We start from the raw sequence: 25,545 nt of genomic DNA, 5'->3' as shown, positions 1-25,545 counted from the left end.
ATCAGCCGACGACCACGTTCCAGGGCCGGATCGTCCAGGTCGTCAGCAGACCCTGGGTGACGTAGGGGTCCTCCGCCACGAACCGCTCCACCACCTCGCGCGGCGCCGTCCAGATCAGCAGCGCGCGGTCGTACGGGTCGGGCAGCGCACCCGCGAGCAGGAGCTCGCCGCGCTCGTGGGTCGCCCGAGCCAGCGCCAGGTGGTCGGCCCGCAGCGCGGTCCGGCGTTCCAGGTAGTCGCCGGCCAGCACGTACTCGAGGACCAGGTGCACGTCCCCCACTCTCACACCCCGGGTCCGGCGGTGCCGCCCGGGGGCGAGAATGCCCATGTGCCCCGACTGCTCGTGGTCCACCACACCCCCTCGCCGGCGCTGCAGGCCGTGCTGGAAGCGGTGCGGGAGGGCGTAGGCCTGGTCGACGACGTCGAGCCGGTCCTGCGCCCGGCACTCTCGGCGGGGGCTGCGGACCTGCTGGCCGCCGACGGCGTCGTCCTGGGCACGCCGGCCAACATCGGCTACATGTCGGGGGCGCTCAAGCACTTCTTCGACACGGTCTACTACCCCTGCCTGGAGGCGACCGCCGGCCTGCCGTTCGGGGTGTACGTGCACGGCAACGACGACACGGCCGGCGCCCTGCGCAGCATCGAGCGGATCACCCGCGCGCTGCGCTGGAAGCAGGTGGCGGCGCCGCTCAGCCTGACCGGGGCGCCCGGCCCCGCGGACCTGGAGGCCTGCCGGGAGCTCGCGGCGACCGTCGCGGTCGGCCTCTGACGCAACCCGGCACCGTCCGTGTCGCCGTTCGCCCACCGGGTACCGCACCGGACCCGCCCGGGAGGAGGCCCTCCGTGCCGACACGACGAGCCGTGCTGCGCGCCGGTGCCGCCGGGGCGCTGGTCGTGCTGGGTGCCGGGTGCACGTCCCGGTCGCCGCGCCCCGCCGGCGGCCCGGCGGCGGGGCAGGACGGGGCGGTGCTGACGGCCCGCCCGCCCGCGCCGCCCTCCGCAGGCGTGCCCGAGCCCGGGACCCGGCCGCTGGGGCTCCCGTCCGGTGAGGCGCTGCTGCACGTCCCCGCGGACGCGGGCGCCGGCCCGCTGCCGCTGGTCGTCTCGCTGCACGGCGCGGGCGGTGACGCGGCGGCGGGGCTGGCCCTGCTGCGGCCGGCGGCCGACGAGCGCGGGCTCGTGGTCCTGGCACCGGCATCCGGGGGCGCGACCTGGGACGCCGTCGCCGGCGGCTACGGCCCGGACGCCGCGCACGTCGACCGGGCGATGGTCGAGGTCTTCGGCTCGGTCCCGGTGGATGCGGGCCGGATCGCCGTCGCGGGGTTCTCCGACGGCGCCTCGTACGCGCTCGGGCTCGGCCTGGCCAACGGCCTGCTCTTCGGCCGCGTCGTCGCCTTCTCCCCGGGTTTCGTGCCCCCCGCCTCGCGGTCGGGCAACCCGGCGGTCTTCGTCTCGCACGGGGTCGACGACGAGGTGCTGCCGATCGACCGGACCAGCCACCGGATCGTGCCCGCCCTGCAGGACGACGGCTACGACGTCACCTACCAGGAGTTCCCGGGCGCGCACACCGTGCCCGAGGAGGTGGTCCGCGCGGCAGTGGACTGGCTCACCGCCGGGTGACCCCGGGCCGGGCTGGATACCGTGGTCCGGGTGGGCGAGATGAAGGACCGGATGCTGGCCGGGCAGCCGTACCGCCCCGACGACCCCGACCTCGCCGCCGACTCCCGGCGGGCGGCCGCGCTGGTGGCCCGCTACAACGCCGAGGGCGACCCGCACCGACGGCACGCGCTGCTCACCGAGCTCCTCGGCGCCGTGGGGGGCGGGACGACGATCCGGTCGGACTTCCGCTGCGACTACGGCTACCGCACCCGCGTCGGGGCGCACTGCTTCGTGAACTGGGGTGCGGTGTTCCTCGACGTCGGGCCCATCACGCTCGGCGACCACGTGCAGCTCGGCCCCTACGTGCAGCTGCTCACCGCGGTCCACCCGCTCGACCCGGCCGAGCGGCGGGCCGGCTGGCAGCACGCGTCGCCGGTGACCATCGGCGACAACGCCTGGCTCGGCGGTGGGGTGATCGTCCTCCCGGGCGTGACCATCGGTGCGGACACGGTGGTGGGCGCCGGGGCGGTCGTCACCGCCGACCTCCCGCCGGGTGTGGTCGCCGTCGGCAACCCGGCCCGCGTGGTCCGCACCCTGGTCTAGGCGGCGGGGGCCGACCCGGCGGCGGGCGCAGGCCGCCCGAGCGCCGCGTCCAGCCACTCCTCGGTCCGCCGGGCCCACGTGCGGGCGGCGGCCCACTCCCGCCGACGCACCGCGTGCGCGGCCGGTTCCGCGGCGGCCGCGCGCACCGCGGATGCCATCTCGTCGGCACCGGAGGCGATCGCGGTGTGCGGTGGGAGCTCCGCGGCGTGCTCCAGGTGCCCTGCGGTCGCGACCAGCGGCAGCCCCCGGGCCGCGTAGTCGTAGCTCTTCATGGACGACTGGCCCAGCGCCCGGCCGGCGACGTCGGGGAGGAGCCCCACCGTCGCGGTGTCGAGGACGGCGGCCAGCCGGTCCCGCGGCAGCAGCCCGTGGTAGGTCAGCCGGCCGCCGGATCCCGCCACCAGGGCCCGGAAGCGCTCCGCGGCCGCCCGTGCCCGGTCGGGGAAGACCAGCTGCCCGTGGACGGAGAACGTCCAGTCCGGCAGCGCGCGGAGCAGCCCGCGCACCAGGTCGACGTCGAAGCGCTCCGCGACGCTGCCGACGTAGACGGCGTGCCGCTCGGCGCGCTCTCCCGTCCGAGGTGCCGCGAGCAGGTCGGCATCGGTGCCGTTCGGCACCACCACGGGCTGCCGGCCCGGGAAGAGCTCGGCCAGCAGCGGGTTGACCACGACGACCTCGTCGGCCTCCGCGGCGATCCGGCGGAGCTGGTCGGGCAGCCGCCGGGCGTGGGGGAGCAGCCGGGCCCAGTCGTCGGTGCAGTCGAACACCACGCGCCCGCGGACGGCGCCCGCGGCGCGCCACTCCCACGGGAGCATGAAGGCGGTGACGTCGACCTCCCAGTCCGAGCGCCGCAGCAGGGCGCCCAGGAGGGCGGCGTCGAGCCGCTCGGCGAGCGGGCCGCGGGAGCCCGGCAGCACGGTGGAGCGCTCGGAGACGCGGACGCCGGGAGCCGCCGGGGCGAACCGTGCCCGCGTCAGGTGGCCCCACCAGTTGGCCGGATCGCTGCGCAGGCGGCGCCAGTCGGCCGGGGCCTGCAGGAAGCTGACCGGCCGCCCCTGCCGGACCAGCTCGCGGGCGATCATCTGCTCGCGTCGGACGGCCGGGTGCCACGGGTCCTTCGCCACGAAACCCACTCCGGGTGACGCCTCCCGCTCGTCGGTCGTGCTCAGCGCGGGGCTCCGTCCGTCGTCACGGCGCCACCCTAGGAGGGGACGGCGCGGTCCGCCGCGCAGACTGTCCGCGGGGCGCGGCCGCGGACGGCCGCCGGGAGCCGGAGGGAGGCGAAGGCGACGTGCCCGTGGTGCCCGCAGGGTTGCGCCGAGCCGTGGTGCGGCGGCTGCCGATCGCGGCGAAGCGCGCGGTGCTCTACGCCGAGGCGCACGGCCGCCGGCCGCCCCTGCGCGACCCCCGCACCTTCACCGAGAAGCTGAACTGGCGGATCGTGCACGACCGGCGGCCCCTCATCGGCCGGCTGGGCGACAAGCTCGCGATGAAGGAGTTCGCGGCCCGTACCCGGCCCGGGCTGGCGGTCCCGCGGGTCTTCTGGGCGGGCACCGACATCGGCGAGCTCGCCGACGCGGTCCTGCCCGAGCGCTGGGTGCTCAAGCCCAACCACGGCACCATGCGCGTGCACCGCGGCGCCGGGCGCCCGGACGTGGCGGCGCTGGGGCGGCTGACCGAGGGCTGGCTGGACGAGCCGCTGTGGCCCGAGCGCGGCGAGTGGGTCTACAGCCGGGCCCGCCGGCTGCTCCTGGTCGAGGAGTTCCTCGGCCGGCCGGGGGAGGTGCTCGCCGACCACAAGTTCCTCGTCTTCGGCGGCCGGGTGCGGCTGGTGCAGGTCGACACCGGCCGGCTCACGGGGAGCCACTCCCGGCGGCTCTACACGCGTGACTGGGTGCCCGTGGCGGCGCACGAGCCGCACGTCGCCACCGGCCCCGTGACGGCGCCGCCGGCCTCGCTGCCGGCCATGCTGGAGACCGCGGAGGCGCTGGGCGCGGCCTTCGACTTCATCCGGGTCGACCTCTACGACGTCGACGGGCAGGTCTGGTTCGGCGAGCTCACGCCGTACCCCGGCGGCGGGCTGGACCCGTTCGACCCCGAGCTGGACCGGTGGCTCGGCGGATGGTGGACGCTGCCCCCGCGCGCCCAGGTGCGGGCCCGCTAGCTCACCACCGCAGCGGGTGGGTGGAGCGGGAGTGCGCGGTGCGGCAGGCCCGGCAGTTGCCCCACGAGACGATGGCCAGCGGGGTCGTCGGGCCGCCGCACTCGGGGCACTCGACTGTTCCCCCGGAGTCGGCGCGCGCCTCGGTGAGGGCGCGGGTGCGCTCCTCGTGGATCCGCTCGTCGCCCCGGCAGGGGCAACCGAGATGGGCTTCCTCGCAGCGTCCGGTGTGCGTGGCCATGGCGGTTCCCCTCGGTGTGGTGGCCGGCGCGGCGAGGTGCCGGGACCGGGACGCGAAAGGGCCACGGCGCAGTGCGCCGTGGCCCCTCCTCACGCGTCGATCAGATCGCGCGGACGTTCTCCGCCTGCGGGCCCTTCTGGCCCTGCGTGACGTCGAACTCCACCTGCTGGCCCTCGTCGAGGGACTTGTAGCCGGAGCCGGTGATGGCGGAGTAGTGGCAGAAGACGTCGGCGCCGCCGCCGTCCTGGGCGATGAACCCGAAGCCCTTCTCCGCGTTGAACCACTTCACAGTGCCCTGAGCCATGTCGTTCTTCTTCCGTGCTGGGAGGTGACCGCACAGGTACGTACCGGGTGCGGGGCCGCCGCACCGACCGGCAGGACCGAGAGGGAACGTCAGGCAGAGACGACTGCGGACGTCCAAGAACGAAAGCAGAGGCGCAACAGCGACCACCGATCACTGTACAGCTACATGGCCCCATCGTGGAAGACCCGGTCGGCGTGCTTCCCCGCGGGGCCCGGCCCGGGCGGTGGGCGCCGTCGGCGCGTGCGCGAGCATCGTCGGCATGGACTCCCTGCGCACCCGTGAGCCGGGCTGGGTGCACGACGCCCTGTGGTGGCACGTCTACCCGCTGGGTTTCGTCGGCGCGGAGCCCGCCGCGCGCCCCGGGCAGCCGGTCCGGCACCGGCTGCGGCAGCTGCTGCCGTGGCTCGACCACGCGGTCGAGCTCGGCGCCTCAGGGGTGGCCCTCGGCCCCGTCTTCGCGTCGGAGACCCACGGTTACGACACCACCGACCACCTGCGGATCGATCCCCGGCTCGGCGACGACGCCGACTTCGACGACCTGGTCGCCGAGTGCCGGGCCCGGGGCCTGCGCCTGCTGCTCGACGGCGTCTTCAACCACGTCGGCCGGGGCCATCCGGCGTTCCAGCAGGTGCTGGCGGAGGGGCCCGGGGCCGCGACCGCGGGGTGGTTCCGGCTGCGCTGGCCCGGCGGGGCGGAGGCGTGGAGGCCCGGGACGGAGCCCGCGTACGACGACTTCGAGGGGCACTCGGCCCTGGTGGCCCTCGACCACCGGTCCCCGGAGGTCGTCGACCACGTCAGCGAGGTGATGGCGCACTGGCTGGACCGGGGCGCCGACGGGTGGCGGCTGGACGCCGCCTACGCCGTGCCGACGGCGTTCTGGGCGCAGACGGTGGGCCGGGTGCGCGCTCGCCACCCCGGCGCCTACCTGATGGGCGAGGTCATCCACGGCGACCAGCGGCGCTTCGTCGAGGAGTCCGGGCTGCACGCGGTCACCCAGTACGAGCTGTGGAAGGCCATCTGGAGCTCGCTCAACGACCGCAACTTCTTCGAGCTCGACGCGGCGCTGCGCCGGCACGACGACGTCCTGGGCCGGTTCGTGCCCTACACCTTCGTCGGCAACCACGACGTCACCCGCATCGCCAGCCGGCTGGACGACGAGCGGCACCTCGCGCACGCGCTGGTGGTGCTGCTCACCACCGGCGGCACGCCGGCGGTCTACGCCGGGGACGAGCACGCCTTCCGCGGTGTCAAGGAGGACCGCGCCGGAGGGGACGACGCCGTCCGCCCGGCCTTCCCCACCTCTCCGGGGGAGCTCTCCCCGCTCGGGCTGCCCGTGTACCACCTGCACCAGGAGCTGATCGGGCTGCGCCGCCGGCACCGCTGGCTGCACACCGCCCGCACGACGACGCTGCACCTGGCCAACGACCACATCGTCTACGAGGCCCGCGAGGGTGCCGAGCGGCTCGTCGTGGCGCTGTCGGTCTCCGAGGGGCCGTCGGAGCTGCCCGCTCCCGGGGCGGGCGACGTGCTCGCCGGCCGCGCCGACGTCCCCACGCCTGGGTCGCCCGGCGCCCGGGTGCGGTTGCCCGGGCACGGGTGGGCGGTGCTGGCGGGCTGACCGGGCGGGCTCAGCGGCTGCTCGCCAGGTCCTTCACCGCCTTGGCCACGTACATGGCCGACAGGGCGAGGAACAGCGCCCCGATCGCGGCCCGCACCTGGTCGTCGGTGACCGGCGTCCGCTGGGACACCGGCCCGGCCACGGCGTCGGCCACGCGTGCGCGCCAGCCCTTGAGGCCGGCCTTCCCGAAGGTGATCGCATCCATGGTGGGCGTCCTACCCGGCCTGTGACGGGATAGGCGGGGAGACCATGCATCGACGGCAGTGGCCGGGGGCAGGGAGACGGCATGGAGCTGCCCATCGGGACCACACGGACGGTCGACGTCGGCGACGGCCGGCTCAACATCTGGGAAGCGGGCGAGGCCGGGCCGGTGGTCCTCCTCGTGCACGGCATCCCGACCAACCACCTGCTCTGGCACGACGTCGTCCCCGCGGTGGCCGGCGCCGCGCGGGTGCTGGCCGTCGACATGCTGGGCTACGGCGGTTCGGACCGGTCCGACGGTCACCCGGTGGACCTCGCCGCGCAGGCGGCGCTGCTGCTGGGGCTGCTGGACACCCTGGAGGTGGACCGGGCCGTCGTGGTCGGCCACGACCTCGGCGGGGGGGTCGCGCAGATCCTGGCCACCACGAGCACCGACCGCGTCGCCGGGCTGGGGGTCGTCAACGGGGTCTGCTACGACGGCTGGCCGGTGCCCGTGGTGCGGGCGCTGAAGGCCACCTGGCCGGCGCTGCCGCTGCTCCCGCCCGCGGTGCTGGCGAACGCGCTGCGGCCCGCGCTGCGCACCCTGTTCGCCCACCAGGAGCGCGCGGCGCCCTTCCTCGACCGCTTCGTGGAGCCGTGGTCCCGCCCGGGCGGCCCCGACCAGCTCGCCCGCCACCTGCGCTCGCTGGACTCGGTGTACACCCAGACGGTCGCCCCGTTCCTCCCGCGGCTGACGATGCCGGCCGAGGTGGTGTGGGGGCGGCAGGACCACCAGATGAAGCCCCGGTACGGGCAGCGGCTGGCCGACGACCTGCCCGGCGCCCGCCTCACCTGGGTCGACGACGCCAGCCACTTCGTGCCCGCCGACCGGCCCGACGTCGTCGCCGAGGCGGTGCTGCGCCTGGTCGAGCGGGCCTGACCGAGGTGTCCCCGCCGGATCGCGCGGGTAGCGGGCGGGGATGACATCACCGCTGGTCAGACCACGAGGACGCACGATGATCGCCGGCGTGTGCGCGGGCCTCGCCCAGCGCTTCGGCGTCTCGACGGGGCTGGTGCGGATCGGCTTCGTCCTCTTCGGGCTCTTCGGGGTCGGCGAGCTGGCCTACATCGTGCTGTGGATCATGATCCCCAAGGAGCGCTGAGCGCCGTCGCGCGCGGGGCCTGTGATTGGCTGTCGGCCCACCCGCCGGCCCCCGAAGGAAGTGCGATGTCGATCCTCTCCAGCCTGGCCGAGGCGCTGGTCAGCGCGCGCATCGAGGTCGTCGACCTCACCGCGCCCCTGTCGGCGGAGACGCCGGTCATCCAGCTGCCCGAGCAGTTCGCCCAGACGGCGCGCTTCGAGCTGGAGGAGCTGAGCCGGTACGACGACCGCGGCCCGGCCTGGTACTGGAACAACTTCCGCACCGGTGAGCACACCGGCACGCACTTCGACGCGCCCAACCACTGGGTCACCGGTCGCGACGGCGACGACGTCGCCTCCGTGCCGGCGGCGCGGTTGATCGCCCCGGCCGTCGTCCTCGACTTCTCCGAGCACGCGGCGGCCGACCCCGACTTCCTGCTCGAGGTCGAGCACGTGCGCGCGTGGGAGGCCGAGCACGGCCCGTTGCCCGAGGGCGGCTGGCTGCTGTTCCGCACCGGCTGGGACGCCCGCTCGGCCTCCCAGCAGCAGTTCCTCAACGCCGACGACACCGGCCCGCACACCCCCGGCCTGTCGGTCGAGTGCGCGCGCTGGCTGGCCGAGGAGTCGCCGGTGCTGGGGCTCGGCGTGGAGACGGTGGGGACCGACGCCGGTGCGGCGCACTCCTTCGACCCGCCGTTCCCGTGCCACGCGGCGCTGATGGGCAGCGGGAAGTACGGACTCACCCAGCTGCAGAACCTCGCGCTGCTGCCGCCCACCGGCGCGTTGCTCGTGGCCGCCCCGCTGCCGATCGTCTCCGGCTCGGGCTCGCCGTCGCGGGTGCTGGCGCTGGTCGAGCGGGGATGAGCGGCGGCACCGGGCGCACCGTCGCGCAGGCGGTCGGGGAGACCCTGGTCGCGCGGGGCGCCGAGGCGGTGTTCGGCGTCGTCGGATCGGGCAACTTCGTCGCGACCAACGCGATGGTCGCCGCCGGCGCCCGGTACGTCGCCGCGCGCCACGAGGGCGGGGCGGCCACGATGGCCGATGCCCACGCCCGGGTGACCGGCCGCCCGGCCGTGCTCAGCCTGCACCAGGGGTGCGGGCTCACCAATGCGCTGACCGGCATCACGGAGGCGGCCAAGAGCCGCACCCCGCTGGTGGTGCTCACGGCGGAGGCGACCTCGCCGCGGTCGAACTTCTTCGTCGACCAGCCCGCGCTGGCCGCGGCGGTCGGCGCGGTCCCCGTGCGGGTGACCTCCGCGGACGACGCGGTGGCGGTCGCCGCGGCCGCGGTCGACACCGCACGGCTGGAGCGGCGCACCGTGGTGCTCAACCTGCCGCTGGACGTGCAGGCCCTCCCGGCCGGCGAGGCCGCGCCGCCGCCGGCCCCCGCGCCCCCGCCCGTCCGCCCCGACGAGGCCGAGGTGGCGCGCCTGGCCGAGGCGCTGCGCACCGCCCGGCGGCCGGTGTTCGTGGCCGGTCGCGGCGCGCGGGCCGCCCGCGCCGCGCTCGAGGCCCTCGCCGGGCGGTGCGGTGCCCTGCTGGCCACCTCGGCGGTGGCCAAGGGGCTGTTCCGCGGCAGCGACTGGGACCTCGACGTCTCCGGGGGGTTCGCCACCCCGCTGGCCGCCGAGCTGATCTCGGGGGCCGACGTGATCGTGGGCTGGGGGTGCCAGCTCAACATGTGGACGATGCGCCACGGCCGGCTCATCGCCGAGGACGCCGTCGTGGTCCAGGTCGACGACGAGGGACCGGCGATCGGCGCCCAGCGCGAGGTGGCGTTCGGCGTCGTCGGTGACGTGCGCGCCACGGCCGAGGCGGTCACCGCGCTGCTGCCGGACCCGGGTGCGGGCGGCTACCGCACCGCGGAGGTGCGCGAGGCCATCGCCGCCCGCGGGCGCTGGCGCGACGAGCCGCGCTCCGACGGGGAGGGCGGCCGGATCGACCCGCGGGCGCTCACCGCGGCCCTGGACGAGCTGCTGCCGGCCGAGCGCGTCGTGGCCGTCGACTCGGGGAACTTCATGGGCTATCCGAGCATGTTCCTCGACGTCCCCGACGAGCAGGGCTTCTGCTTCACCCAGGCGTTCCAGTCGGTCGGGCTGGGTCTGGCCACGGCGATCGGCGCGGCGCTGGCCCGCCCCGACCGGCTGGCTGTGGCCGCGCTCGGCGACGGCGGGGCGCTCATGGGCGCCGCCGAGCTGGAGACGGTGGTGCGGCTCGGCCTGCCGATGGTCGTGGTGGTGTACGACGACGCCGGCTACGGGGCGGAGGTGCACCACTTCGGGCCCGACGGCCACCCGCTGGGCACCGTCCTGTTCCCCGAGACCGACTTCGCCGCCATCGCGCGTGGGCACGGGTACGAGGCGGTCACCGTCCGAGGGCCCGCCGACCTCGACGGTGTCGCGGCCTGGCTGGCCGGCCCCCGGTCCGCGCCGTTGCTGGTCGATGCCAAGGTGACCCGCGACCAGCCCTCCTGGTGGCTCGCGGAGGCGTTCCTCGGCCACTGACCGCCGGCAGCTACCAGGCGGTCGTCGCCTGGAGCACCGCCTCGGTCAGCGCGCGGGTGCGCAGGCCGGTCACCTGCTGGTACTCGGGGTCGGCGACCATGCGGCTGAAGGCCTCGCGCGAGGGGTAGCGGACGAGGAGCACGGCGTCCCAGTCCTGCCCGTCCTCGGCGACCAGCGGGGTGGAGCCGGTGCCGGCGTAGAGCACCTCGCCGCCGTACCGGGGCAGGAACGTGGTGGACAGGGCGTCGGCGTACTGCGCGTAGAGCTCCCGCCCGCCCTCGGCGAACCGGAGCAGGTTGAGCATCACGACGGGCCCGCCGGGGTCCTCCTGGAGGTATCGCTTCAGGTCCGCACCGCGTGGATCGATCGCCATGAGGGCAAGCTACCGGTCCCGGTGGTCCGGGCGGGCGACGTACCTGCAGGTCGGGGCACCGGTCCGGTCGCGATCAGGGCCACCCCTGCTCGTGCAGCGGGGTGACGGTCACCTCGTTGAGCACCAGCTCACCAGGGGCCTGCACGAGCCACGCCACCAGGTCCGCGACCCGCTCGGGAGGAAGCGCGTCGCGCGGGTCGGGGGCGTCCCCTGCGCCGGCCGGCCGGCGCGCCGAGGGGTCCCAGACGCCCCACGACGTCGCCATGGCTCCCGGATACAGGACGCAGGCGCGGATGCCGTGCGCGCGGCCCTCGGCGGCGAGCGCCTGGGTGAAGCCGGTGAGCGCGAACTTCGACGAGCAGTAGGCCGCGGCGTCGGCCCAGCCGCGGCGGCCGGCGACCGACGACACCGTGACGATCGTGCCGCCGCCCGCGCGGCGCATTGCCGGGAACACCGCCTGGCTGAGCACGAAGGGGGCCCGCAGGTTGACCGCCAGTACCCGGTCCCAGTCCTCCACCCTGGTCGACTCGACCGGCCCGGGTGCATCGGTCGCCGCCGCGTTGACCAGGACGTCGACCCGCCCCCAGCGGGTCAGCACCTCCTCGGCGGCGGCCCGCGTCGCCGCTGCGTCGGCGAGGTCGACCGGGCAGGGCAGCGCCGTCCCGCCGGCGTGCTCGACCTCCGCGGCGACGGCCCTGAGGTCCTCGGCCCCCCGGGCGAGGAGGGCGACGCGGTGGCCGTCGGTGGCCAGCCGGAGCGCCACCGCGCGGCCCAGCCCGCTGCTGGCCCCGGTCACCACGGCCACGCGGTGGGCATCGCTGCCGCTCATGCGCTCTCCCGTCCCGCCGCGACCCACGGCGGCACCAGAGGGTCCTACCCGCGGGCGGTCCCCGCAGTCCCCGGTGAGCGGGGGGTGCACGCCGCCTCGTGGGGTACGGGGTGCAGATGCACACCGATGCAGAGACAGGGCACGCGAGCATCCGGCTCCGGGACGGCCGGACGCTCGCCTGGGCCGAGCACGGCGACCCCGACGGGTGGCCGGTGCTGGGCTGCCACGGCTCGCCCAGCTCCCGGCTGGAGCGGCACGTCGAGGACCCGGCGGACTACCGGCGGTGGGGGGTGCGGTTCATCGTCCCCGACCGGCCCGGCTTCGGGCGCTCGGACCCGCACCCCGGCCGCCGGGTCGCGGACTGGCCCGACGACGTCGCCCAGCTGCTGGACCACCTCGGCATCGAGCGGTGCGCGGCGCTCAGCCTCTCCGGCGGGGCCGCCTACGCGCTGGCCTGTGCGCACGCCCTCGGCGACCGGGTGACGACCGTGGGCATCCTGGGCGGCGCGCCCCCGCCGGACGTCCCGTGGCCGTGGCCGCGCTGGATCCCCGGGCAGCTGCGGGCCGCCGTGCACCGCCCGGCCCGGCTGGCGGCGGTGCTGCGGCCGGTGTTCGCCCCGATCGGGCTGCGGCCGGCGATGATCCCCCGCTATCTGCAGTTGCGGCTCAACGCGGCCGACCGGCGGGTGATCGGGCGCCCCGCCGTCCGGCGGATCCTGGCCGAGACCTTCACCGAGGGGCTGCGCAACGGCAGCGCGGTGCTCGCCGAGGACCGGGCCCTGCTGTTCCGGCCGTGGGGCTTCCCCCTGTCCGAGGTCGGCCAGCAGGTGCACGTCTGGCACGGCACGCAGGACTGGCAGGTGCCCGTCGTGCTCGGCCAGGTGCTGAGCGCGATGCTGCCGCGGTGCTCGGCGCACTGGCTGCCCGGCGAGGGCCACTTCCTCGTCTTCGACCACGCGGAGGAGGTGTACGCGGCGCTCCGGCCCTGAGCGGCGTCAGGCCAGCTGGGCGGCGACCAGCGGTTCGAGGGTCGCGCGAGGGTGCCGCTGCTGCAGTATCCGCAGCGCCCACTTGTCGGGGAAGAGCGCCAGCAGCTCGCCGCTGGGCCGCTGCACCACCTCGACGCCGCCGGAGGAGGCGATCAGCGGCAGGGAGTCCTCGTCGGTGCGCATCGCCAGGTTGTAGGGCAGCCGGTCCAGAGCCACCGGGGCGTGGAACTCGTGCTCCATGCGGTGGGTGGCGACCTCGAACTGCATCGGCCCGACGACGGCCAGCACGGGGGAGCCGTCCCCGCGGCGCTCGGACCGGAGCACCTGGACCACGCCCTCGGAGTCCAGTTGCTCGATGCCCTTGCGGAACTGCTTGTGCTTGGCGGTGTCGCGGCTGCGGACGACGGCGAAGTGCTCGGGCGCGAAGGTGGTCAGCGGCGGGAAGGCGACCGGCCGCTCGGTGAACAGCGTGTCGCCGACGCCGAGGGCCGAGGCGTTGACCAGGCCGACGACGTCGCCGGGGTAGGCGACGTCGACGCTCTCCCGCTCCCGGCCGAACACCTGCTGGGCGTACTTGGTGGCGAAGGGACGGCCGGTGCGGCCGTGGGTGACCACCATGCCGCGCTCGAAGACGCCCGAGCAGATCCGGATGTAGGCCAGCCGGTCGCGGTGGGCGGCGTCCATGCCCGACTGCACCTTGAACACGAAGGCGCTGAACGGCTCGTCCAGCCCGCGGACCGCGCCGTCGGCGTCGGGGCGCCCGGTGGGGGCCGGGGCGAGGTCGACCAGCGTGTCCAGCAGCGCCCCGACGCCGAAGTTGGAGACGGCGGAGGCGAACAGCACCGGCGTGGTCACCCCGCTGAGGAACGACTCCTGGTCGTGCTCGGCGCCGGTGGCCGCCAGCAGCTCGGCCTCCTCGACGGCCTGCGCCCAGACCTCGCCCTCGCGCGCGCCGGCCTCGGCCGCGGTCAGCTGCTCCTCGGGGGCGATCGTCGCGCCGCCGGCGGTGCGGGTGAAGCGGCGGAACGTGCCGTCGCGGCGGTCCAGCACGCCCCGGAAGTCACCGGCGATGCCCACCGGCCAGGTCAGCGGGGTGGGGGTGAGCCCTGTGCGCTCGCCGATCTCGTCCATCAGCTCCAGGGCGTCCTTGCCCGGGCGGTCCCACTTGTTGATGACGGTGACGATCGGGATGCCGCGGTGCTTGCAGACGGCGAAGAGCTTCATCGTCTGGGTTTCCAGGCCCTTGGCGGCGTCGACGAGCATCACGGCGGCGTCCACGGCGGTGAGCACCCGGTAGGTGTCCTCGGAGAAGTCGGCGTGGCCGGGCGTGTCGAGCAGGTTGATCACCGCGTCGCGGTAGGAGAACTGCAGGGCCGCGGAGGTGATGGAGATACCGCGGGCGCGCTCCATGTCCATCCAGTCCGACACGGTGCCCCGCCGCCCGGCCTTGCCGTGCACCGCGCCGGCCTGCCCGATCACCCGCGCGTGCAGGGCGAGGGCCTCGGTGAGCGTGGACTTCCCGGCGTCGGGGTGGCTGATCACGGCGAACGTGCGCCGCCGGCCGGCCTCGGCGACCGCTGCCCGGCCGGTGCGGTCGACGTCGCCGGCGGGTGGGGCGGCACTCACGGCGGTTCTCCTCGGGGTCCGTGGGGCGCGCGCAGGTGCGGAGGCGGCGGCCCGGGGGTGCTCCGGGACACCGGGCGGGGGAGTGACCAGCGGTCAGCGGGCCGGCCGACGGTGTCCGAGCCCCTCCAACGCTACAGGCGTCAGCCCACATCCTCGTCGGTCGGCTTCGGGTCCCGCTCCTCGTTGCAGTGCTCACGGCACCGTCAGCCGGCGGTCTCCCCGGGCGGCTCCCGGTCCTGCTCCGCTCCCGCTCGTCCCTCGCTGCGGTGCTCACGGCTCCGTCAGCCGACGTAGCCGCCGCGCATGTCGTCGACGACCAGCGGCCGGTCCAGCGTCGAGGGCTCGAACTCCTGCCGCGGGCGGTCGGCGGGGAAGACGCCGGCGGCCGCCAGCACCGCCGCGTCGAGGAACCGGGTGGGCGGTGCGCCGGGGGAGAGGACGAGGTCCGGCGGCCGCTGCCCCGGCTGGGCCAGGGCGAAGCCCCAGTCGCCGAAGCTGGGCACGTGCACGTGGTAGGGCGTCGTCGCCAGCCCGGCCGCTCCCAGGGTGGAGACGGTCCGCCAGTAGGCGTCCGGCGTCGAGTACGGGCTGCCGGCCTGCACGGTGACCAGCGCGCCCGGTGCCAGGGCGGCGGTGACGAGGCCGTAGAACTCGGTGGAGTACAGCCGCCCGAGCACGGGGGTGTCGGGGTCGGGCATGTCCACGACCACCGCGTCGAACCCGGTCGCGGCCGGCGAGCGCAGCCAGCGGAACGCGTCCTCCACGACCACCTGGACGCGCGGGTCGTCGAGCGCGCCGGCGTTGAGCCCGGCCAACCGGGTGCGGGCCAGGCGGACGACCTCCGGGTCGAGTTCGACCTGGACGACCTCGCGCACCGACGGGTGGCGCAGCACCTCCCGGGCAGCCAACCCGTCACCGCCGCCGAGGACCAGCACCCGCGCCGGGTCGCGGGCGAGCACGGGGTGTACCAGGGACTCGGTGTACCGGTGCTCGTCGCGGCTGGAGAACTGCAGGTCGCCGTCGAGGTAGAGCCGGAGGTCGCCGGAGCGCTCGGTCAGCACGATCTCCTGGTAGCCGGAGCGCTCGGCGAGCACCACCGGGTCGGCGTAGAGCCGCTGCCGCGCCGTCGTCTCGATGTCCCGCGCCTGCACGAGCAGCGCGCCGAGCAGCAGGGCCGCCGCGAGCAGCGCACCGGTGGCCGCGCGGCGCGCCCGCGGCGTCATCTGCCGCCGCAGCAGCAGGCCGCACACCACCGCGGCGGCGAGCAGGTTGACCAGCCCGGTGATCGCCGCGCCGCGCACCAGACCGGCAAGCGGCAGCAGCAGGAACGGCCACAGCAGCCCGCCGAGGAGCGCGCCGGCGTAGTCCGCGGCGTTGAGGTCGGCGAGCACCTTGCCGCTGCCCTCGGCGTCGATGCCGTCGCGGCCGGTCTGCAGCAGCGTCATGAGCAGCGGCACCTCGGCGCCGACGAGGACGCCCAGGACGGCGGTCGCGGCGAGCAGCACGGCGGTGCTCGTGCCGTAGAAGGAGAAGGAGACGTACAGGGTGACGGCGCTGAGGCCCCCTGCGACGCCGAGCAGGATCTCCACCGCGACGAACGTGGTCGCGGCGCGCGGCAGGAAGGGCTTGACCAGCAGCGCACCCGCGCCCAAGGCGGCCACGAAGCCGGCGACGATGAGGGAAGTTTGGGTGATCCCACCGCCGACGAGGCTCGCCGACAGCGTCAGCAGCACCAGTTCGTAGACGAGCCCGCAGGCGGCGCAGACGGCGACGGCGGCCAGCAGCAACGGCCGCGAGCGCACCGCGCGGCCCTCCCCGGCCCGGGCGGGTGCCGGGACCGCGACCCGGTCCGCCGGCGTCGTCACGGCGTCACGACAGCGCGGCGGCGTTCACCGCGCCGATCGCGACCAGGCTCACGCCGATCGCCCACGCCGACCCGCGCATCCGTGGCTCGTTCACCAGGTCGCGCAGGTGCTCGGGGATCACCGCGTCCAGCAGCCGCAGGGCCACGGCCTGGAGCACCACGCCCAGCAGGCCGTAGACGGCGGTGTCGAGCAAGCCCTGGCCGAGGCTGTCGGCGCTGGTCATGATCGCCGTGACCACGATGATCGCCAGGGCCAGGTGGTTGGCGGCCAGCAGGATCGCGGCGTTCGGGTTGTGGTCGGTGTAGACCTGGGTCCGCAGGTTCCCGGGCGTGATCAGGTCCAGAGCCAGGAAGCCGAGCGCGAGCACGCCGAAGCCGATGACGAACCACAGCAGCGTCGCCAGGACGCCGTCGAGCAACGCCCCGCCCTCGACCGTGCCGAACTCGAGGGCCTGCCAGGTCGTGGTCACGTCGGGAACTCTCCTGAGGTCGGGGTGGGGGAGCGGCGGGTCACTTGCCGTCGCCGGGACCGCCGCCGCCACCGGTGCCGGCGGGCGAGCCGGGCCGGAAGCCGGGCCCGAGGAAAGCGAAGAAGCCGCTGCGGTAGCGGCCGTCGAGGTCCTCCACCCGCACCGTGCTGCCACCGGTGGCCGCGCTCACGATCACGATGTCGTCGTCGTAGCGGAGGTACTCGTTGCCCCCGTCGGCCTGCCGCTCGGCGGGTGGCACGGCGTCGGCGATCGCCGCCGTCGTGGTGCCCACCGGGTCGGGCGAGGCGTAGACCGAGGTGTCGTCGATGACCTCGGTCCGCTCGTAGCTGTCGTCGAGGAAGTCGCGGACCCGCGTCCCGCTGCCGCACCCGGCGAGCAGTACCGCGGCGAGCAGGAGTGCCGCCAGCCGGCGGACCGGGGTCACGGGACCCACCTCGTCCGCGTCCTGACCACCTCGCCGGAGCTGCCGGCCGGGTAGAGGTGCCACGTCTGCCAGGCCCAGCCGCCGGCCGCCAGCGGCTGCGCCGTCATGGCGGTCAGCGCGTCGACCGCCCCCGGGAAGGCGCCGCACAGCCACGCCGGGTCGCCGGCGGCCAGGGCTCGCAGCCGCTGCGCCGTCGCGTCGAGCTCGTCGCGCGTCTCCGTGGTGGCCGCCGAGGTGAACGCGTAGCCGCCCGAGCGCAGCTCGGCCGGCAGCGGGCGGCCCCCGGCGCCGACGGCGTCGCAGGAGACCTCCTCGGTGAGCCGGTGGCCGCCGGCTTCGGCGCAGACCACGTGGGAGGCCCCGAGCACGCCCAGGGTGAGGGTCGCCCCCGCGGCGCCGGCAAGGTGCAGCTGCGCCAGGGGGAGCGGCGCAGGGCCGTCGAGCAGCAGCCCGAGCGCTCCGGCGGAGACGTCGCGGGGTGCGATGTCGAGCTGGTGCAGGCTCATGTGCCGGGCGTCCGGTGGTAGACGGTGAGCTCGCCGCGGCTGACGGCCCGACCCGTGGAGACTTCCCAGGACTGGGTGGGCGCCCAGCGCTCGAAGGCGAGCAGCCCGGTCTTGTCCGCCGTCGCGTAGTCGGCGTAGTCGACCGTGCCGCTGGGCGGGGTGCCGGTGGTGCCCTCGGCGGTGTAGTTGGCCCGCCCACGCTCGATCTGCCGGTGCACGCGGTCGTCCAGGATCACGTCGCCGTCGGGGGTCAGGTTCGTGCCCTCGCGACGCATCCACAGCGTCATCTCGAGGTCGCCCTCGTCGTCCTCCACGGTGAGCCAGCGGCGGCCGGTCGACCCGTCGAGCAGGTGCTCGCGCCAGGTCATCCCGCCCTCTTCCAGCACGATGGTGCCGCGGACGACGTGGTCGACGCCGGCGTAGGTGATGACGTCGCCGACGCCGATGGCGTGCGGGTCGTAGAGGTCGGGTTCGTCGGCCAGGGGGTCGACCCGGGGGCGCGGGGCCGCCGCCCGCGCCAGGTTGCGCCGGCGCTGCACGAGCACGACCACGGCGAACGCCGCCAGGGCCACCAGGAGCACGACCAGCAGGACGACGAGGACGTCGGGCATCGGGTGGCCTCCTGGCGGGTCGGCGGCTGGGCCGCTGGAAACCTACCGCGCCCGGGCCCGGCGGGATCACCCTCGGGGAGCGCGCACCCCGGATCCACCGCCGACGGTGGGCCGCCCGGGCTGGCACATCGTCATCGCCTGCCCCGGCATCGCGTTCCCGTTGATGACGGTGCTCACCGAGTGGCGCGGCCACCGGCGGGGGGACGCGGAGCTCACCCGCCTGGCGCGCACCTGGGCCCGGGCGATGGGGTGCTGTTCGCCGCGGGGTCGTCGGCGGGCTGCTGTCGGGTCGGGTGCCGCCGGGCATCGCCGCAGGGGAGGTCCTGGCAGCTGGGTCAACCCCAACTCGGCGCTGGGCGGCGTGATGGCGGTGCTGGTCCTCGTGCCGGCCCTGGTCCCAGCTCTCCTCGCTGTTCCAGCGGCCCGAGCACGGGCGGCAGCCGGAGCGGGCCGGGAGCCGGGGCGTGGCGGGGAGCGCCGGTCCGGTCCGCCCGCCGTGGGCCGCCGGGGGCCGACCGCCCGATCAGGAGCCGGGCGCGTGCGCCCCCGCTGGCTCGGCCCGGTTCCCGTCGCCCGCCGGCTGCTCCGCCGGGCCGGCCGCGCTGTTGCCGTGGAAGGCCGTCTGCGGGGCGGCGGTGCCGCCGGGGCGCCGTCCGGTCTGGGCGGCGACGAGCGCCTCGGGGGCCAGCGCCGGGTCCACCCGGCCCCACTCCGTCTCGACGTCGGTGAGCAGGGCCTCGAGGTAGGCGCGCAGCTGCGCCCGGCAGGCCTGGGCGAAGGCCTTGAGGAACGCCACCTGCTCCTCCAGCTCGGCGGTGGTGCGCTGCCCGGCGGCGTCGCCGTCGGCACCGGTGGCCACGCTGAGCCGGGCGGCCGCCTCCTGGGCGGCCTGCATGATCGCACCGGCGTTCTCGCGCGCCAGCCGCAGCTGCTCCTCGTACTGGTCGCGGGCCTCGGCGGTCATCTGCCGGCTGAAGTCCTCCGCCTCGGCGACGTACTCGTCCGCCGTCTGCTGCGCGCTGGCGAGGATCTTCACCGCCTGCTCGCTGGGCGGCTCGGGCACCACGACGCCCGACAGGCGCTGCTGCAGTTCGGCGACCTGGCGGTGCAGGTCGTCGCGCTCGTCCACGAGGGTGCGCACCTCCGCGGCCACCATCTCCCGGAACCGGTCGACCTCGTTCTGGTCGTAGCCGGGGTGCAGCATCGTGCCGGAGGTGAAGCGCGCGCCCCGGATCTGCTCGGCTGTCAGCCGGCGGGCGGACCCTCCGGTCCCGGACGTCTCGGTGGTGGTCATTCGGTCACCTTCCCCTCGGCACTGGGCCCCGGTCGGCTGGGGGCGAACACCTCGCTGCGCACCCGCTCCCGCGGCACACCGTGCCCCAGGAGACCCTCGACGGTCGCCTCCACCATGGGTGCCGGGCCGGCGACGTACACCTCGCGGCTGAGCCACGGCCCGTGCCGGAGCGCGACGTCCCCGACGTCGCCGTGCTCCAGCCCGGACAGGTCGTCGTCGGAGACCGCCCAGGTCACGTCCAGCCACGGGTGGGCGGCCTGCAGCTCCCCGATCGCCGCGCGGTCGTAGAGGTGGTCCTCGGTGCGGGCACCGACGAAGAGGTCGACCCGGCGGGCCGGGCCCTGCCGTGCCACCTGGTCGACCAGCGCCTTCAGCGGCGCCAGGCCCATGCCGCCGGCGACGAGCAGCAGGTCGCGGTCGGAGTCGGCGGAGAGGGTGAGGTCACCCAGCGGCGGGCCGAGGCGCACCAGGTCGCCCACCTCGGTGCTGCGCACGAGCGCGGTGCTGACCGGACCGCCGGGGCGCGCTTTCACGTGCAGCTCCAGCGTGCCGTCCTCGCGCGGCGCGTTGGCGGGGGAGTAGTACCGCCACAGCCGAGGCCGGCGGTCGATCTCCAGCGACATCGACTGCCCGGCCAGGTAGTTGACCGGTACCTCGGGCCGCAGCTGCAGCACCGCCACGTCGATCGCGCGCCGCTCGTGGGCGACCACCTCGGCCCGCCAGGTCGCCGGCTGGTCGGCGGACTCCTCGGCGCCCTGGATCATCACGGAGGCGACGAGCTCGTAGGCCTCGGTCCAGGTCTTCGCGCGGTGCTCGTCCCACTCGTCGTCGAAGTGCTCCAGCGTCGCGAGCAGGCTGGGCATGACCGCGGGGTAGTGCGCCGGCAGGGTGCCGAACTTCCGGTGGTCGTGGCCGAGCTGCTTGAGGATCGGCACCAGCGCGTCGAGGTCGTCGACGTGCGAGACCACCTCGCCCAGCGCGTGGAAGAACCGGTCGCGCTGGTGGGCCATCGAGACGGGGAACATCGCCCGGGTCTCGGGGTGGCTGAGGAACAGGTGCGAGTAGAAGTACAGGGGGGCCTCGTCGCCGGTGGCCGCCGCCTTGGCGAAGCTGGCCCGCATCGCGGCGATGTCCATCCGTGCGTGCCTCCTCGCGGCGCGTTCCGTCCGTCCGGGCGAGCGCTCACCGGCTCCGGTCCGCGACTGCCGCGGCGCGCTCCGCTCTGCCCTTCCCCGGCGCACCCGGCGCCACACGACCAGCCCGCAGGTTTCTGCGTCCGTCCCCGTGGTCGGCCGGGGAAAACTCGCTCGCCGCCGATGAGCCGGGCGTGGAGAGTCGGTCTCCACCACGAGGCAACCGCACGACGCGAACCCGGGTGAGGTACCCATGGCGCTGCACGCACCACTGGCCGTCGAGGCGACGGCGCTGACCAAGTCCTACGGGACGACGACCGCGGTGGACGGGCTGGACCTCGCCGTGCCGGCCGGGACCGTCTACGGCGTCCTCGGCCCCAACGGGGCGGGGAAGACCACGACCATCCGGATGCTCGCCACCCTCATCAGCCCCGACTCGGGCAGCGCCCGGGTGCTCGGCCACGACGTCGTCACCGAGGCCGACGCCGTGCGCGCGCAGGTGAGCCTGACCGGCCAGCTGGCCTCGGTCGACGAGGAGCTGACCGGGCGCGAGAACCTGGTGCTGCTCGGCCGGCTCCTCGGGCTGTCCCGCGCGGGGGCACGGGCCCGCGCCGACGAGCTGTTGGAGGCCTTCGGCATCGCCGCGGCCGCCGGGAAGCTGGTCAAGCACTACTCCGGGGGCATGCGCCGCCGGCTGGACATCGCGGCGAGCATCGTCGTCACCCCGCGGCTGATGTTCCTGGACGAGCCGACCACCGGGCTGGACCCGCGGTCGCGCAACCAGGTGTGGGAGATCGCCCGCGCGCTGGTGGCCGGGGGCACCACGATCCTGCTCTGCACCCAGTACCTGGAGGAGGCCGACCAGCTCGCCGACGGGATCGCCGTGATCGACCGTGGCCGGGTGATCGCCGAGGGCACGCCGGCCCAGCTCAAGGCCTCGGTGGGCACGGGGGCGCTGCACGTCCGGCTGCTCGACCCGGACCGCCGGCCCGACGCGGCGGACGTGCTGGAGCGCGCGCTCGGCCCGGTCACCCTGCAGCCGGACCCGGCGGTGCTGTCGGCCACCTGCCCCGACCCCGCCCGGGCGGCGACCGCGGTGGCCGAGCTGGCCCGGACGGGCATCGGCCTCGCCCACTTCTCGCTCGACCAGCCCAGCCTGGACGAGGTCTTCCTGGCGCTCACCGGGCGCGGCGCGGAGGAGCCGCCCGGACCCGCACCGACCCTCGAGGAGCAGACGTCATGACCACCGTGACCACCGACGCCGACACCGCGGCGGTGCGGCGGGCGATCGCCGGCACGGCGCGGCCGCCCCGACCCGGACCCCTGCAGGCAGCGCTCACGTTCGGCTGGCGGGGCATGCTCAAGGTGAAGCACGTGCCCGAGCAGCTGCTCGACGTCACCGTCACGCCGGTCATGTTCCTGCTGATGTTCACGTACCTGTTCGGCGGCGCGATCGCCGGCTCCACCAGCGCCTACCTGGACTACACGCTGCCCGGCCTGCTGGTCATGTCGGTGCTGTTCACGACCGTCTACTCCGGCGTCGCCCTCAACACCGACCTGACCAAGGGCGTCGTGGACCGGTTCCGCTCGCTGCCGATCTGGCGCCCGGCGCCGCTGCTGGGGTCGCTGCTGGGCGACAGCGTCCGGTACGTCGTGGCGGGCACGGTGATCATCGTGGTGGGCGTGCTCCTGGGGTACCGGCCCGACGCGGGGATGTCGGGGGCCGTGGCGGCGCTCGCCCTCGTGGTCGTCTTCTCGTTCGGGCTGTCCTGGGCGTTCTCGGTGCTCGGCCTGCTCCTGCGCAGCCCCAACGCGGTCATGAACGCCGGCTTCATGGGCATCTTCCCGCTGACGTTCCTCTCCAACGTCTTCGTCGACCCGGCCACCCTGCCCGGGCCGCTGCAGGCGTTCGTCGACGTCAACCCCATCTCGATCCTGGCCACGGCGTCGCGGTCGCTCATGGCCGGGGAGCCCGACGTGCCGGCCGTCCTCGTCTCGCTCGCGGTGGCCGCGGCGCTGGCGCTGGTGTTCCTGCCGATCACGACGCGGCTGTACCGGAGCCGCTGAGGTCCGGACCCGGTCAGGCGGCGCGTGCCGCGGCCGGTGCCGGGGCGGGCGCCGCCCGGGGGATCGCCAGCCCGCCGACGAGGCCGGCGGCCAGGACGGCGGTGCTCACGCCGAACGCCACCTGGAAGCCGGCCACGTCGGTGAGCCAGCCGGCGACGAGGGGGCCGGCGATGGCGCCGAGGTCGGCCGACATCTGGAACACGGCGACGACGCGGCCGCCCCGGCCGCCGCTGAGGTCACCGACCAGCGCCGCCGGAGCGCTCGCCAGCAGCGAGGCGCCGAGCCCGAAGACCGCCATGGACAGGAGAAAGGCCCAGATCGCGGGCGGCAGGACGAGCACCGCCATGGCCGCCGTCGCCAGCGCCGCGCCGAGGACGAGCGAGGGCCGCCGTCCCCAGGCGTCGACCAGCCGGCCCGAGCGGAGCAGACCGAGCGCCTGGGCCAGCGAACCGGCGAGCAGGCCCGCGCCGGCCCAGGCCACCGTGCGCCCCAGCTCCTCGGTGACGTAGAGCGGCACGAGGGAGTTGCGGACGCCGAACAGCACCCAGCCGACGCCGAAGTTGGCCACCAGCGCGGCCAGGTAGACCCGGGAGCGCAGGGCGCTGCCCAGCCGGACGGTGCCGGCGTCGAGGTCGGGGCCGGCGACGTCGGCCGCCGCGGGCGCGGCCGGATCGGCCTCGGCGGTGCGCAGCAGCGCGATGCCGACCCCGCCGGCGACGAGCAGGAAGCCGGCGTAGAGGAAGAACGGCAGCCGCGGGGAGAGCTCCGCCAGCAGCCCACCGGCGGCGGGTCCGGCGATGCCGCCCAGGATGAAGCCGCCCTGCCAGGTGGCGGCGGCCCGGCCGCGGTGCGACGGCGGGGCGACCCGCAGCAGCAGCGACAGCGCGGCCACGGTGAACATGGCGCTGCCGATGCCGCCGGCGGCGCGGAGCCCGAGGAAGAGCGGGAAGGACCCGGCGAGCCCGGCGAGCCCGGTGGTGACGGCGACGATCACCAGGCCGGAGGCGAGCACGAGCCGTTCGCCGAACCGCTCGACGAGGGTGCCGCCGCTGAAGGCGGAGACGAAGCGGAAGAACGCGAAGGCGCTGACCGCCAGCCCGACGGCGGTGGTCCCCACGCCGAAGGAGCGGGCGAACAGCGGGATCGCCGGCGCGACGATCCCGAAACCGAGGGCGACGACGAAGGCGATGACCGCCAGGACCCTGACCTCGCGGGGCAGCCCGCCCCCCGTCCCGACCCGCACGAGAGGCGATGGTCCCACGCGCGGCCCGCGCCGCCGCCGCCGAGGTCCCGGCGCGCGGCGGCCGGACCGCCCGCGCGCCGGGAAGTGGCTAGGCGATGCGGCGGGCGCTGTTGTAACCGCCCATGGAGTCCACCGACGCGACCTTCACCGGCACGCCGTAGGTGGAGGCGTGCACCATCTGGCCGTTGCCGATGTAGATGCCGACGTGGCTGACCGGGCTGTAGAAGAACACCAGGTCACCGGGCTGCAGGGCGGACCGGGAGACCGGGGTGCCCATGGTCGACTGCATCCGGCTGGAGTGCGGCAGGCTGATTCCGGCAGCCGCGTAGGCGTACTGCACGAGGCCCGAGCAGTCGAAGGCGTTCGGCCCGGCGGCCGCCCACACGTAGGGGTCGCCGATCTGGGCCATGGCGGTGCTCACCGCGGTCTGCGCCGCCGCGCTCCCACCGGACGGTGCCGGGGGCGGCGGGGGAGCGGACGGCGCCGGCGCGGGCGCCGCAGCGGCGGGCGCCGGGGCGGGAGCGGCCTGCGGGGCGGGTGCCGCTCCGGCGGCCTGCGCCGCCTCGGCCTCGGCGGCATGCGCGGCTGCCGCCTCCTCGGCCGCGTGCCGCTCGGCGGCGGCGCGCGAGGCGCGCTGCTCCTCGGCGGACAGCCGCTCGTACTGCCGCTGGTAGGAGGCGATCTGCTCGTCGAGCCGGGCCCGCTGGGCCTCGACGCGGTCGACCTGGGCCTGCGCCTCGGCGGTGGCCTCCTCGGCGGCGACCCGCGCCCGCTCGGCGTCCTCGCCGGCGCTCTCGGCCTCGCCGAGCACGCCGTTGTTGTGCGCGGCGATGGTGTCGAGCAGCCCGACCCGGTCCACCAGGTCGCCGGCCGACTCGCTGGTCAGCACGGCCTCCAGCGTGCCGAGCCCCTCACCGGTGTACGCGCTGCGGGCCACGGTGCGGACCCGGTCCTGCGCCTCGGCCAGCGCCGCCTGCGCGGCGGCGAGCTCCTCGGCGGCCGCATCGGCGGACGCCTGCGTCGCCGCAAGCTGCTCCCGGGTCTCGTTGAACCGCTCGGTGAGCACCTCGAGGTCGTGCGCGCGGGCGGCGATGAGCTCCGCGGCCTCCTGGGAGGTGGCCGGGTCCGGCTCGGCCGAGGCGGGGAGCGGCGTCAGGGCGACGGCGCCGGTGGCCACGAGGGCCAGCAGGGCCCGCCGTCCGGTGATGCGGCGGTGGGCAGGGCTGAGCGAACTCGCCATGTTCGGCGGGTGGTCCTTTCTTCCACGGCCGCCTACCGGGTTAGCTGACGGGTTCGGGCGGGAAGGCGCCCGGCGGCCGCCGGCCCCTGCGGGACGGTCGGCCGCTTCACCCCGGTGGTGCGTGTGGTTCCCCGGTCCGGTGCCGGACGGATCCGGCGGGTGGTTCGGCGGCGTCCGGGCGACTGTCGCCGGTAGAGCGACGGACGGGTCCGTCCGGACGGGCCCACGCTAGGGGGCGATGCCCGGCTCCACCATGCCTGCGGACAACTTCGCCCGGAACCGTCGCGGTCCGCCTCGTGCTCGTGCACCCACTGTCACCGGCACGCCGCGACACGCCCTCACCCGACTGACGTGAGCTCGACCACCTCGCCGACGAGCCAGACGGCCGGGGGGCGGACGGTGTGCTGGGCGAGGGTGGCGGGGAGGTCGGCGAGGGTGGTGCGCAGGGTGCGCTGGGTGGGGGTGGAGCCGTCGGTGACGACGGCGACGGGGGTGTGCGGGGCG

The 25,545-nt window shown here is 75.7% G+C and carries 29 protein-coding genes and 1 riboswitch; of the genes, 12 read left to right on the top strand and 17 right to left on the bottom strand.

The window, feature by feature from the left end:
• Position 1: 1 nt before the first annotated feature.
• Positions 2–271: a YciI-like protein gene (locus ACI79W_RS15165; protein ID WP_456562917.1), complete on the bottom strand. Its 270-nt coding sequence runs from the start codon at positions 269–271 to the stop codon at positions 2–4.
• A 57-nt stretch (positions 272–328) separates the two neighbouring features.
• Between ACI79W_RS15165 and ACI79W_RS15160 the strand changes: the two genes are divergently transcribed.
• The 3 genes from ACI79W_RS15160 to ACI79W_RS15150 all read left to right on the top strand — a co-directional run bounded on the left by ACI79W_RS15160 (position 329) and on the right by ACI79W_RS15150 (position 2,202).
• Positions 329–769, top strand: coding sequence for an NAD(P)H-dependent oxidoreductase (locus tag ACI79W_RS15160; protein WP_456562916.1), 441 nt, complete (start codon positions 329–331; stop codon positions 767–769).
• Between the two features lie 74 nt (positions 770–843).
• Positions 844–1,620, top strand: coding sequence for a phospholipase (locus tag ACI79W_RS15155; RefSeq protein WP_456562915.1), 777 nt, complete (start codon positions 844–846; stop codon positions 1,618–1,620).
• Positions 1,621–1,659: 39 nt separating this feature from the next.
• Positions 1,660–2,202 carry a sugar O-acetyltransferase gene (locus ACI79W_RS15150; RefSeq protein WP_456562991.1) on the top strand — a complete coding sequence of 181 codons (543 nt, stop codon included), beginning with the start codon at positions 1,660–1,662 and terminating at the stop codon, positions 2,200–2,202.
• Here ACI79W_RS15150 and ACI79W_RS15145 read toward each other — a convergent pair.
• Positions 2,199–3,326 (bottom strand): glycosyltransferase family protein, encoded by a 1,128-nt coding sequence (locus ACI79W_RS15145; RefSeq protein WP_456562914.1) that lies wholly within the window; start codon positions 3,324–3,326, stop codon positions 2,199–2,201. The two genes, ACI79W_RS15150 and ACI79W_RS15145, sit on opposite strands and share 4 nt — an antisense overlap.
• Positions 3,327–3,493: 167 nt before the next feature.
• On the opposite strand from ACI79W_RS15145, the gene ACI79W_RS15140 reads away from it, so the two are divergent.
• Positions 3,494–4,366 carry an ATP-grasp fold amidoligase family protein gene (locus ACI79W_RS15140; RefSeq protein ID WP_456562913.1) on the top strand — a complete coding sequence of 291 codons (873 nt, stop codon included), beginning with the start codon at positions 3,494–3,496 and terminating at the stop codon, positions 4,364–4,366.
• 1 nt (position 4,367) lies between these two features.
• Here the strand turns inward: ACI79W_RS15140 and ACI79W_RS15135 are convergent, their stop codons facing one another.
• Both ACI79W_RS15135 and ACI79W_RS15130 read right to left on the bottom strand, forming a co-directional pair.
• Positions 4,368–4,604 carry a hypothetical protein gene (locus ACI79W_RS15135; protein ID WP_456562912.1) on the bottom strand — a complete coding sequence of 79 codons (237 nt, stop codon included), beginning with the start codon at positions 4,602–4,604 and terminating at the stop codon, positions 4,368–4,370.
• Between the two features lie 100 nt (positions 4,605–4,704).
• A complete protein-coding gene (locus ACI79W_RS15130; RefSeq protein ID WP_456562911.1) occupies positions 4,705–4,908 on the bottom strand; it encodes a cold-shock protein in 204 nt (67 codons plus the stop codon).
• A gap of 259 nt (positions 4,909–5,167) precedes the next feature.
• On the opposite strand from ACI79W_RS15130, the gene ACI79W_RS15125 reads away from it, so the two are divergent.
• The gene (locus tag ACI79W_RS15125) at positions 5,168–6,526 is read left to right on the top strand and encodes an alpha-amylase family glycosyl hydrolase (protein WP_456562910.1); all 1,359 of its coding nucleotides are present in this window, start codon (positions 5,168–5,170) and stop codon (positions 6,524–6,526) included.
• 10 nt (positions 6,527–6,536) lie between these two features.
• On the opposite strand, the gene ACI79W_RS15120 is transcribed toward ACI79W_RS15125, so the two are convergent.
• Positions 6,537–6,731, bottom strand: coding sequence for a hypothetical protein (locus ACI79W_RS15120; RefSeq protein ID WP_456562909.1), 195 nt, complete (start codon positions 6,729–6,731; stop codon positions 6,537–6,539).
• Between the two features lie 81 nt (positions 6,732–6,812).
• On the opposite strand from ACI79W_RS15120, the gene ACI79W_RS15115 reads away from it, so the two are divergent.
• The 4 genes from ACI79W_RS15115 (at position 6,813) to ACI79W_RS15100 (ending at position 10,351) form a co-directional block, all read left to right on the top strand.
• Positions 6,813–7,646, top strand: a complete 834-nt coding sequence (locus ACI79W_RS15115; RefSeq protein WP_456562908.1) for an alpha/beta fold hydrolase — start codon at positions 6,813–6,815, stop codon at positions 7,644–7,646.
• Between the two features lie 40 nt (positions 7,647–7,686).
• On the top strand, positions 7,687–7,869 hold the full coding sequence (locus ACI79W_RS15110) for a PspC domain-containing protein (RefSeq protein ID WP_456562907.1): 183 nt from the start codon (positions 7,687–7,689) through the stop codon (positions 7,867–7,869).
• 65 nt (positions 7,870–7,934) lie between these two features.
• Entirely contained in the window at positions 7,935–8,711 is a 777-nt protein-coding gene (locus ACI79W_RS15105) for a cyclase family protein (RefSeq protein WP_456562906.1), read from the top strand.
• Positions 8,708–10,351 (top strand): thiamine pyrophosphate-binding protein, encoded by a 1,644-nt coding sequence (locus ACI79W_RS15100; protein ID WP_456562905.1) that lies wholly within the window; start codon positions 8,708–8,710, stop codon positions 10,349–10,351. The genes ACI79W_RS15105 and ACI79W_RS15100 overlap by 4 nt, the downstream gene beginning before the upstream one ends.
• Positions 10,352–10,361: 10 nt before the next feature.
• On the opposite strand, the gene ACI79W_RS15095 is transcribed toward ACI79W_RS15100, so the two are convergent.
• Together ACI79W_RS15095 and ACI79W_RS15090 are read right to left on the bottom strand one after the other, a co-directional pair.
• Positions 10,362–10,724, bottom strand: coding sequence for a DUF1330 domain-containing protein (locus ACI79W_RS15095; RefSeq protein WP_456562904.1), 363 nt, complete (start codon positions 10,722–10,724; stop codon positions 10,362–10,364).
• A 73-nt stretch (positions 10,725–10,797) separates the two neighbouring features.
• Positions 10,798–11,553 carry an SDR family oxidoreductase gene (locus tag ACI79W_RS15090; RefSeq protein ID WP_456562903.1) on the bottom strand — a complete coding sequence of 252 codons (756 nt, stop codon included), beginning with the start codon at positions 11,551–11,553 and terminating at the stop codon, positions 10,798–10,800.
• A 116-nt stretch (positions 11,554–11,669) separates the two neighbouring features.
• Here ACI79W_RS15090 and ACI79W_RS15085 point away from each other — a divergent pair, with 116 nt between their 5' ends.
• Positions 11,670–12,542 carry an alpha/beta fold hydrolase gene (locus ACI79W_RS15085; protein ID WP_456562902.1) on the top strand — a complete coding sequence of 291 codons (873 nt, stop codon included), beginning with the start codon at positions 11,670–11,672 and terminating at the stop codon, positions 12,540–12,542.
• A 6-nt stretch (positions 12,543–12,548) separates the two neighbouring features.
• Here ACI79W_RS15085 and ACI79W_RS15080 read toward each other — a convergent pair whose 3' ends face one another.
• The 8 genes from ACI79W_RS15080 to ACI79W_RS15045 all read right to left on the bottom strand — a co-directional run bounded on the left by ACI79W_RS15080 (position 12,549) and on the right by ACI79W_RS15045 (position 20,494).
• Positions 12,549–14,168 carry a peptide chain release factor 3 gene (locus ACI79W_RS15080; RefSeq protein WP_456562901.1) on the bottom strand — a complete coding sequence of 540 codons (1,620 nt, stop codon included), beginning with the start codon at positions 14,166–14,168 and terminating at the stop codon, positions 12,549–12,551.
• A 281-nt stretch (positions 14,169–14,449) separates the two neighbouring features.
• Positions 14,450–16,033: a polyamine aminopropyltransferase gene (locus ACI79W_RS15075; protein WP_456562900.1), complete on the bottom strand. Its 1,584-nt coding sequence runs from the start codon at positions 16,031–16,033 to the stop codon at positions 14,450–14,452.
• 4 nt (positions 16,034–16,037) lie between these two features.
• Positions 16,038–16,502, bottom strand: coding sequence for a DUF350 domain-containing protein (locus ACI79W_RS15070; protein WP_456562899.1), 465 nt, complete (start codon positions 16,500–16,502; stop codon positions 16,038–16,040).
• A gap of 40 nt (positions 16,503–16,542) precedes the next feature.
• Complete coding sequence (locus ACI79W_RS15065) at positions 16,543–16,947, bottom strand: DUF4247 domain-containing protein (protein ID WP_456562898.1); 405 nt, start codon at positions 16,945–16,947, stop codon at positions 16,543–16,545.
• Positions 16,944–17,453 carry a DUF2617 family protein gene (locus tag ACI79W_RS15060; protein WP_456562897.1) on the bottom strand — a complete coding sequence of 170 codons (510 nt, stop codon included), beginning with the start codon at positions 17,451–17,453 and terminating at the stop codon, positions 16,944–16,946. The genes ACI79W_RS15065 and ACI79W_RS15060 overlap by 4 nt, the downstream gene beginning before the upstream one ends.
• Positions 17,450–18,064, bottom strand: coding sequence for a DUF4178 domain-containing protein (locus ACI79W_RS15055; protein WP_456562896.1), 615 nt, complete (start codon positions 18,062–18,064; stop codon positions 17,450–17,452). The genes ACI79W_RS15060 and ACI79W_RS15055 overlap by 4 nt, the downstream gene beginning before the upstream one ends.
• Before the next feature lie 523 nt (positions 18,065–18,587).
• Entirely contained in the window at positions 18,588–19,358 is a 771-nt protein-coding gene (locus ACI79W_RS15050) for a DivIVA domain-containing protein (RefSeq protein ID WP_456562895.1), read from the bottom strand.
• Complete coding sequence (locus ACI79W_RS15045; protein ID WP_456562894.1) at positions 19,355–20,494, bottom strand: globin domain-containing protein; 1,140 nt, start codon at positions 20,492–20,494, stop codon at positions 19,355–19,357. The genes ACI79W_RS15050 and ACI79W_RS15045 overlap by 4 nt, the downstream gene beginning before the upstream one ends.
• Positions 20,495–20,744: 250 nt before the next feature.
• On the opposite strand from ACI79W_RS15045, the gene ACI79W_RS15040 reads away from it, so the two are divergent.
• Together ACI79W_RS15040 and ACI79W_RS15035 are read left to right on the top strand one after the other, a co-directional pair.
• Entirely contained in the window at positions 20,745–21,734 is a 990-nt protein-coding gene (locus ACI79W_RS15040) for an ATP-binding cassette domain-containing protein (RefSeq protein WP_456562893.1), read from the top strand.
• Positions 21,731–22,558: an ABC transporter permease gene (locus ACI79W_RS15035; RefSeq protein WP_456562892.1), complete on the top strand. Its 828-nt coding sequence runs from the start codon at positions 21,731–21,733 to the stop codon at positions 22,556–22,558. Before ACI79W_RS15040 ends, ACI79W_RS15035 begins: the two co-directional genes overlap by 4 nt.
• A gap of 13 nt (positions 22,559–22,571) precedes the next feature.
• On the opposite strand, the gene ACI79W_RS15030 is transcribed toward ACI79W_RS15035, so the two are convergent.
• Together ACI79W_RS15030 and ACI79W_RS15025 are read right to left on the bottom strand one after the other, a co-directional pair.
• A complete protein-coding gene (locus tag ACI79W_RS15030) occupies positions 22,572–23,801 on the bottom strand; it encodes an MFS transporter (protein WP_456562891.1) in 1,230 nt (409 codons plus the stop codon).
• 88 nt (positions 23,802–23,889) lie between these two features.
• Positions 23,890–25,041, bottom strand: a complete 1,152-nt coding sequence (locus ACI79W_RS15025) for a C40 family peptidase (RefSeq protein ID WP_456562890.1) — start codon at positions 25,039–25,041, stop codon at positions 23,890–23,892.
• A gap of 14 nt (positions 25,042–25,055) precedes the next feature.
• Positions 25,056–25,209: riboswitch (cyclic di-AMP (ydaO/yuaA leader) on the bottom strand.
• Positions 25,210–25,545: the final 336 nt, after the last annotated feature.

The sequence above is a fragment of the Blastococcus sp. SYSU DS0533 genome (genome assembly GCF_054050775.1).
Note: the sequence above shows the minus strand (reverse complement) of the source record. Positions and strands in the feature narration are given on the sequence as shown.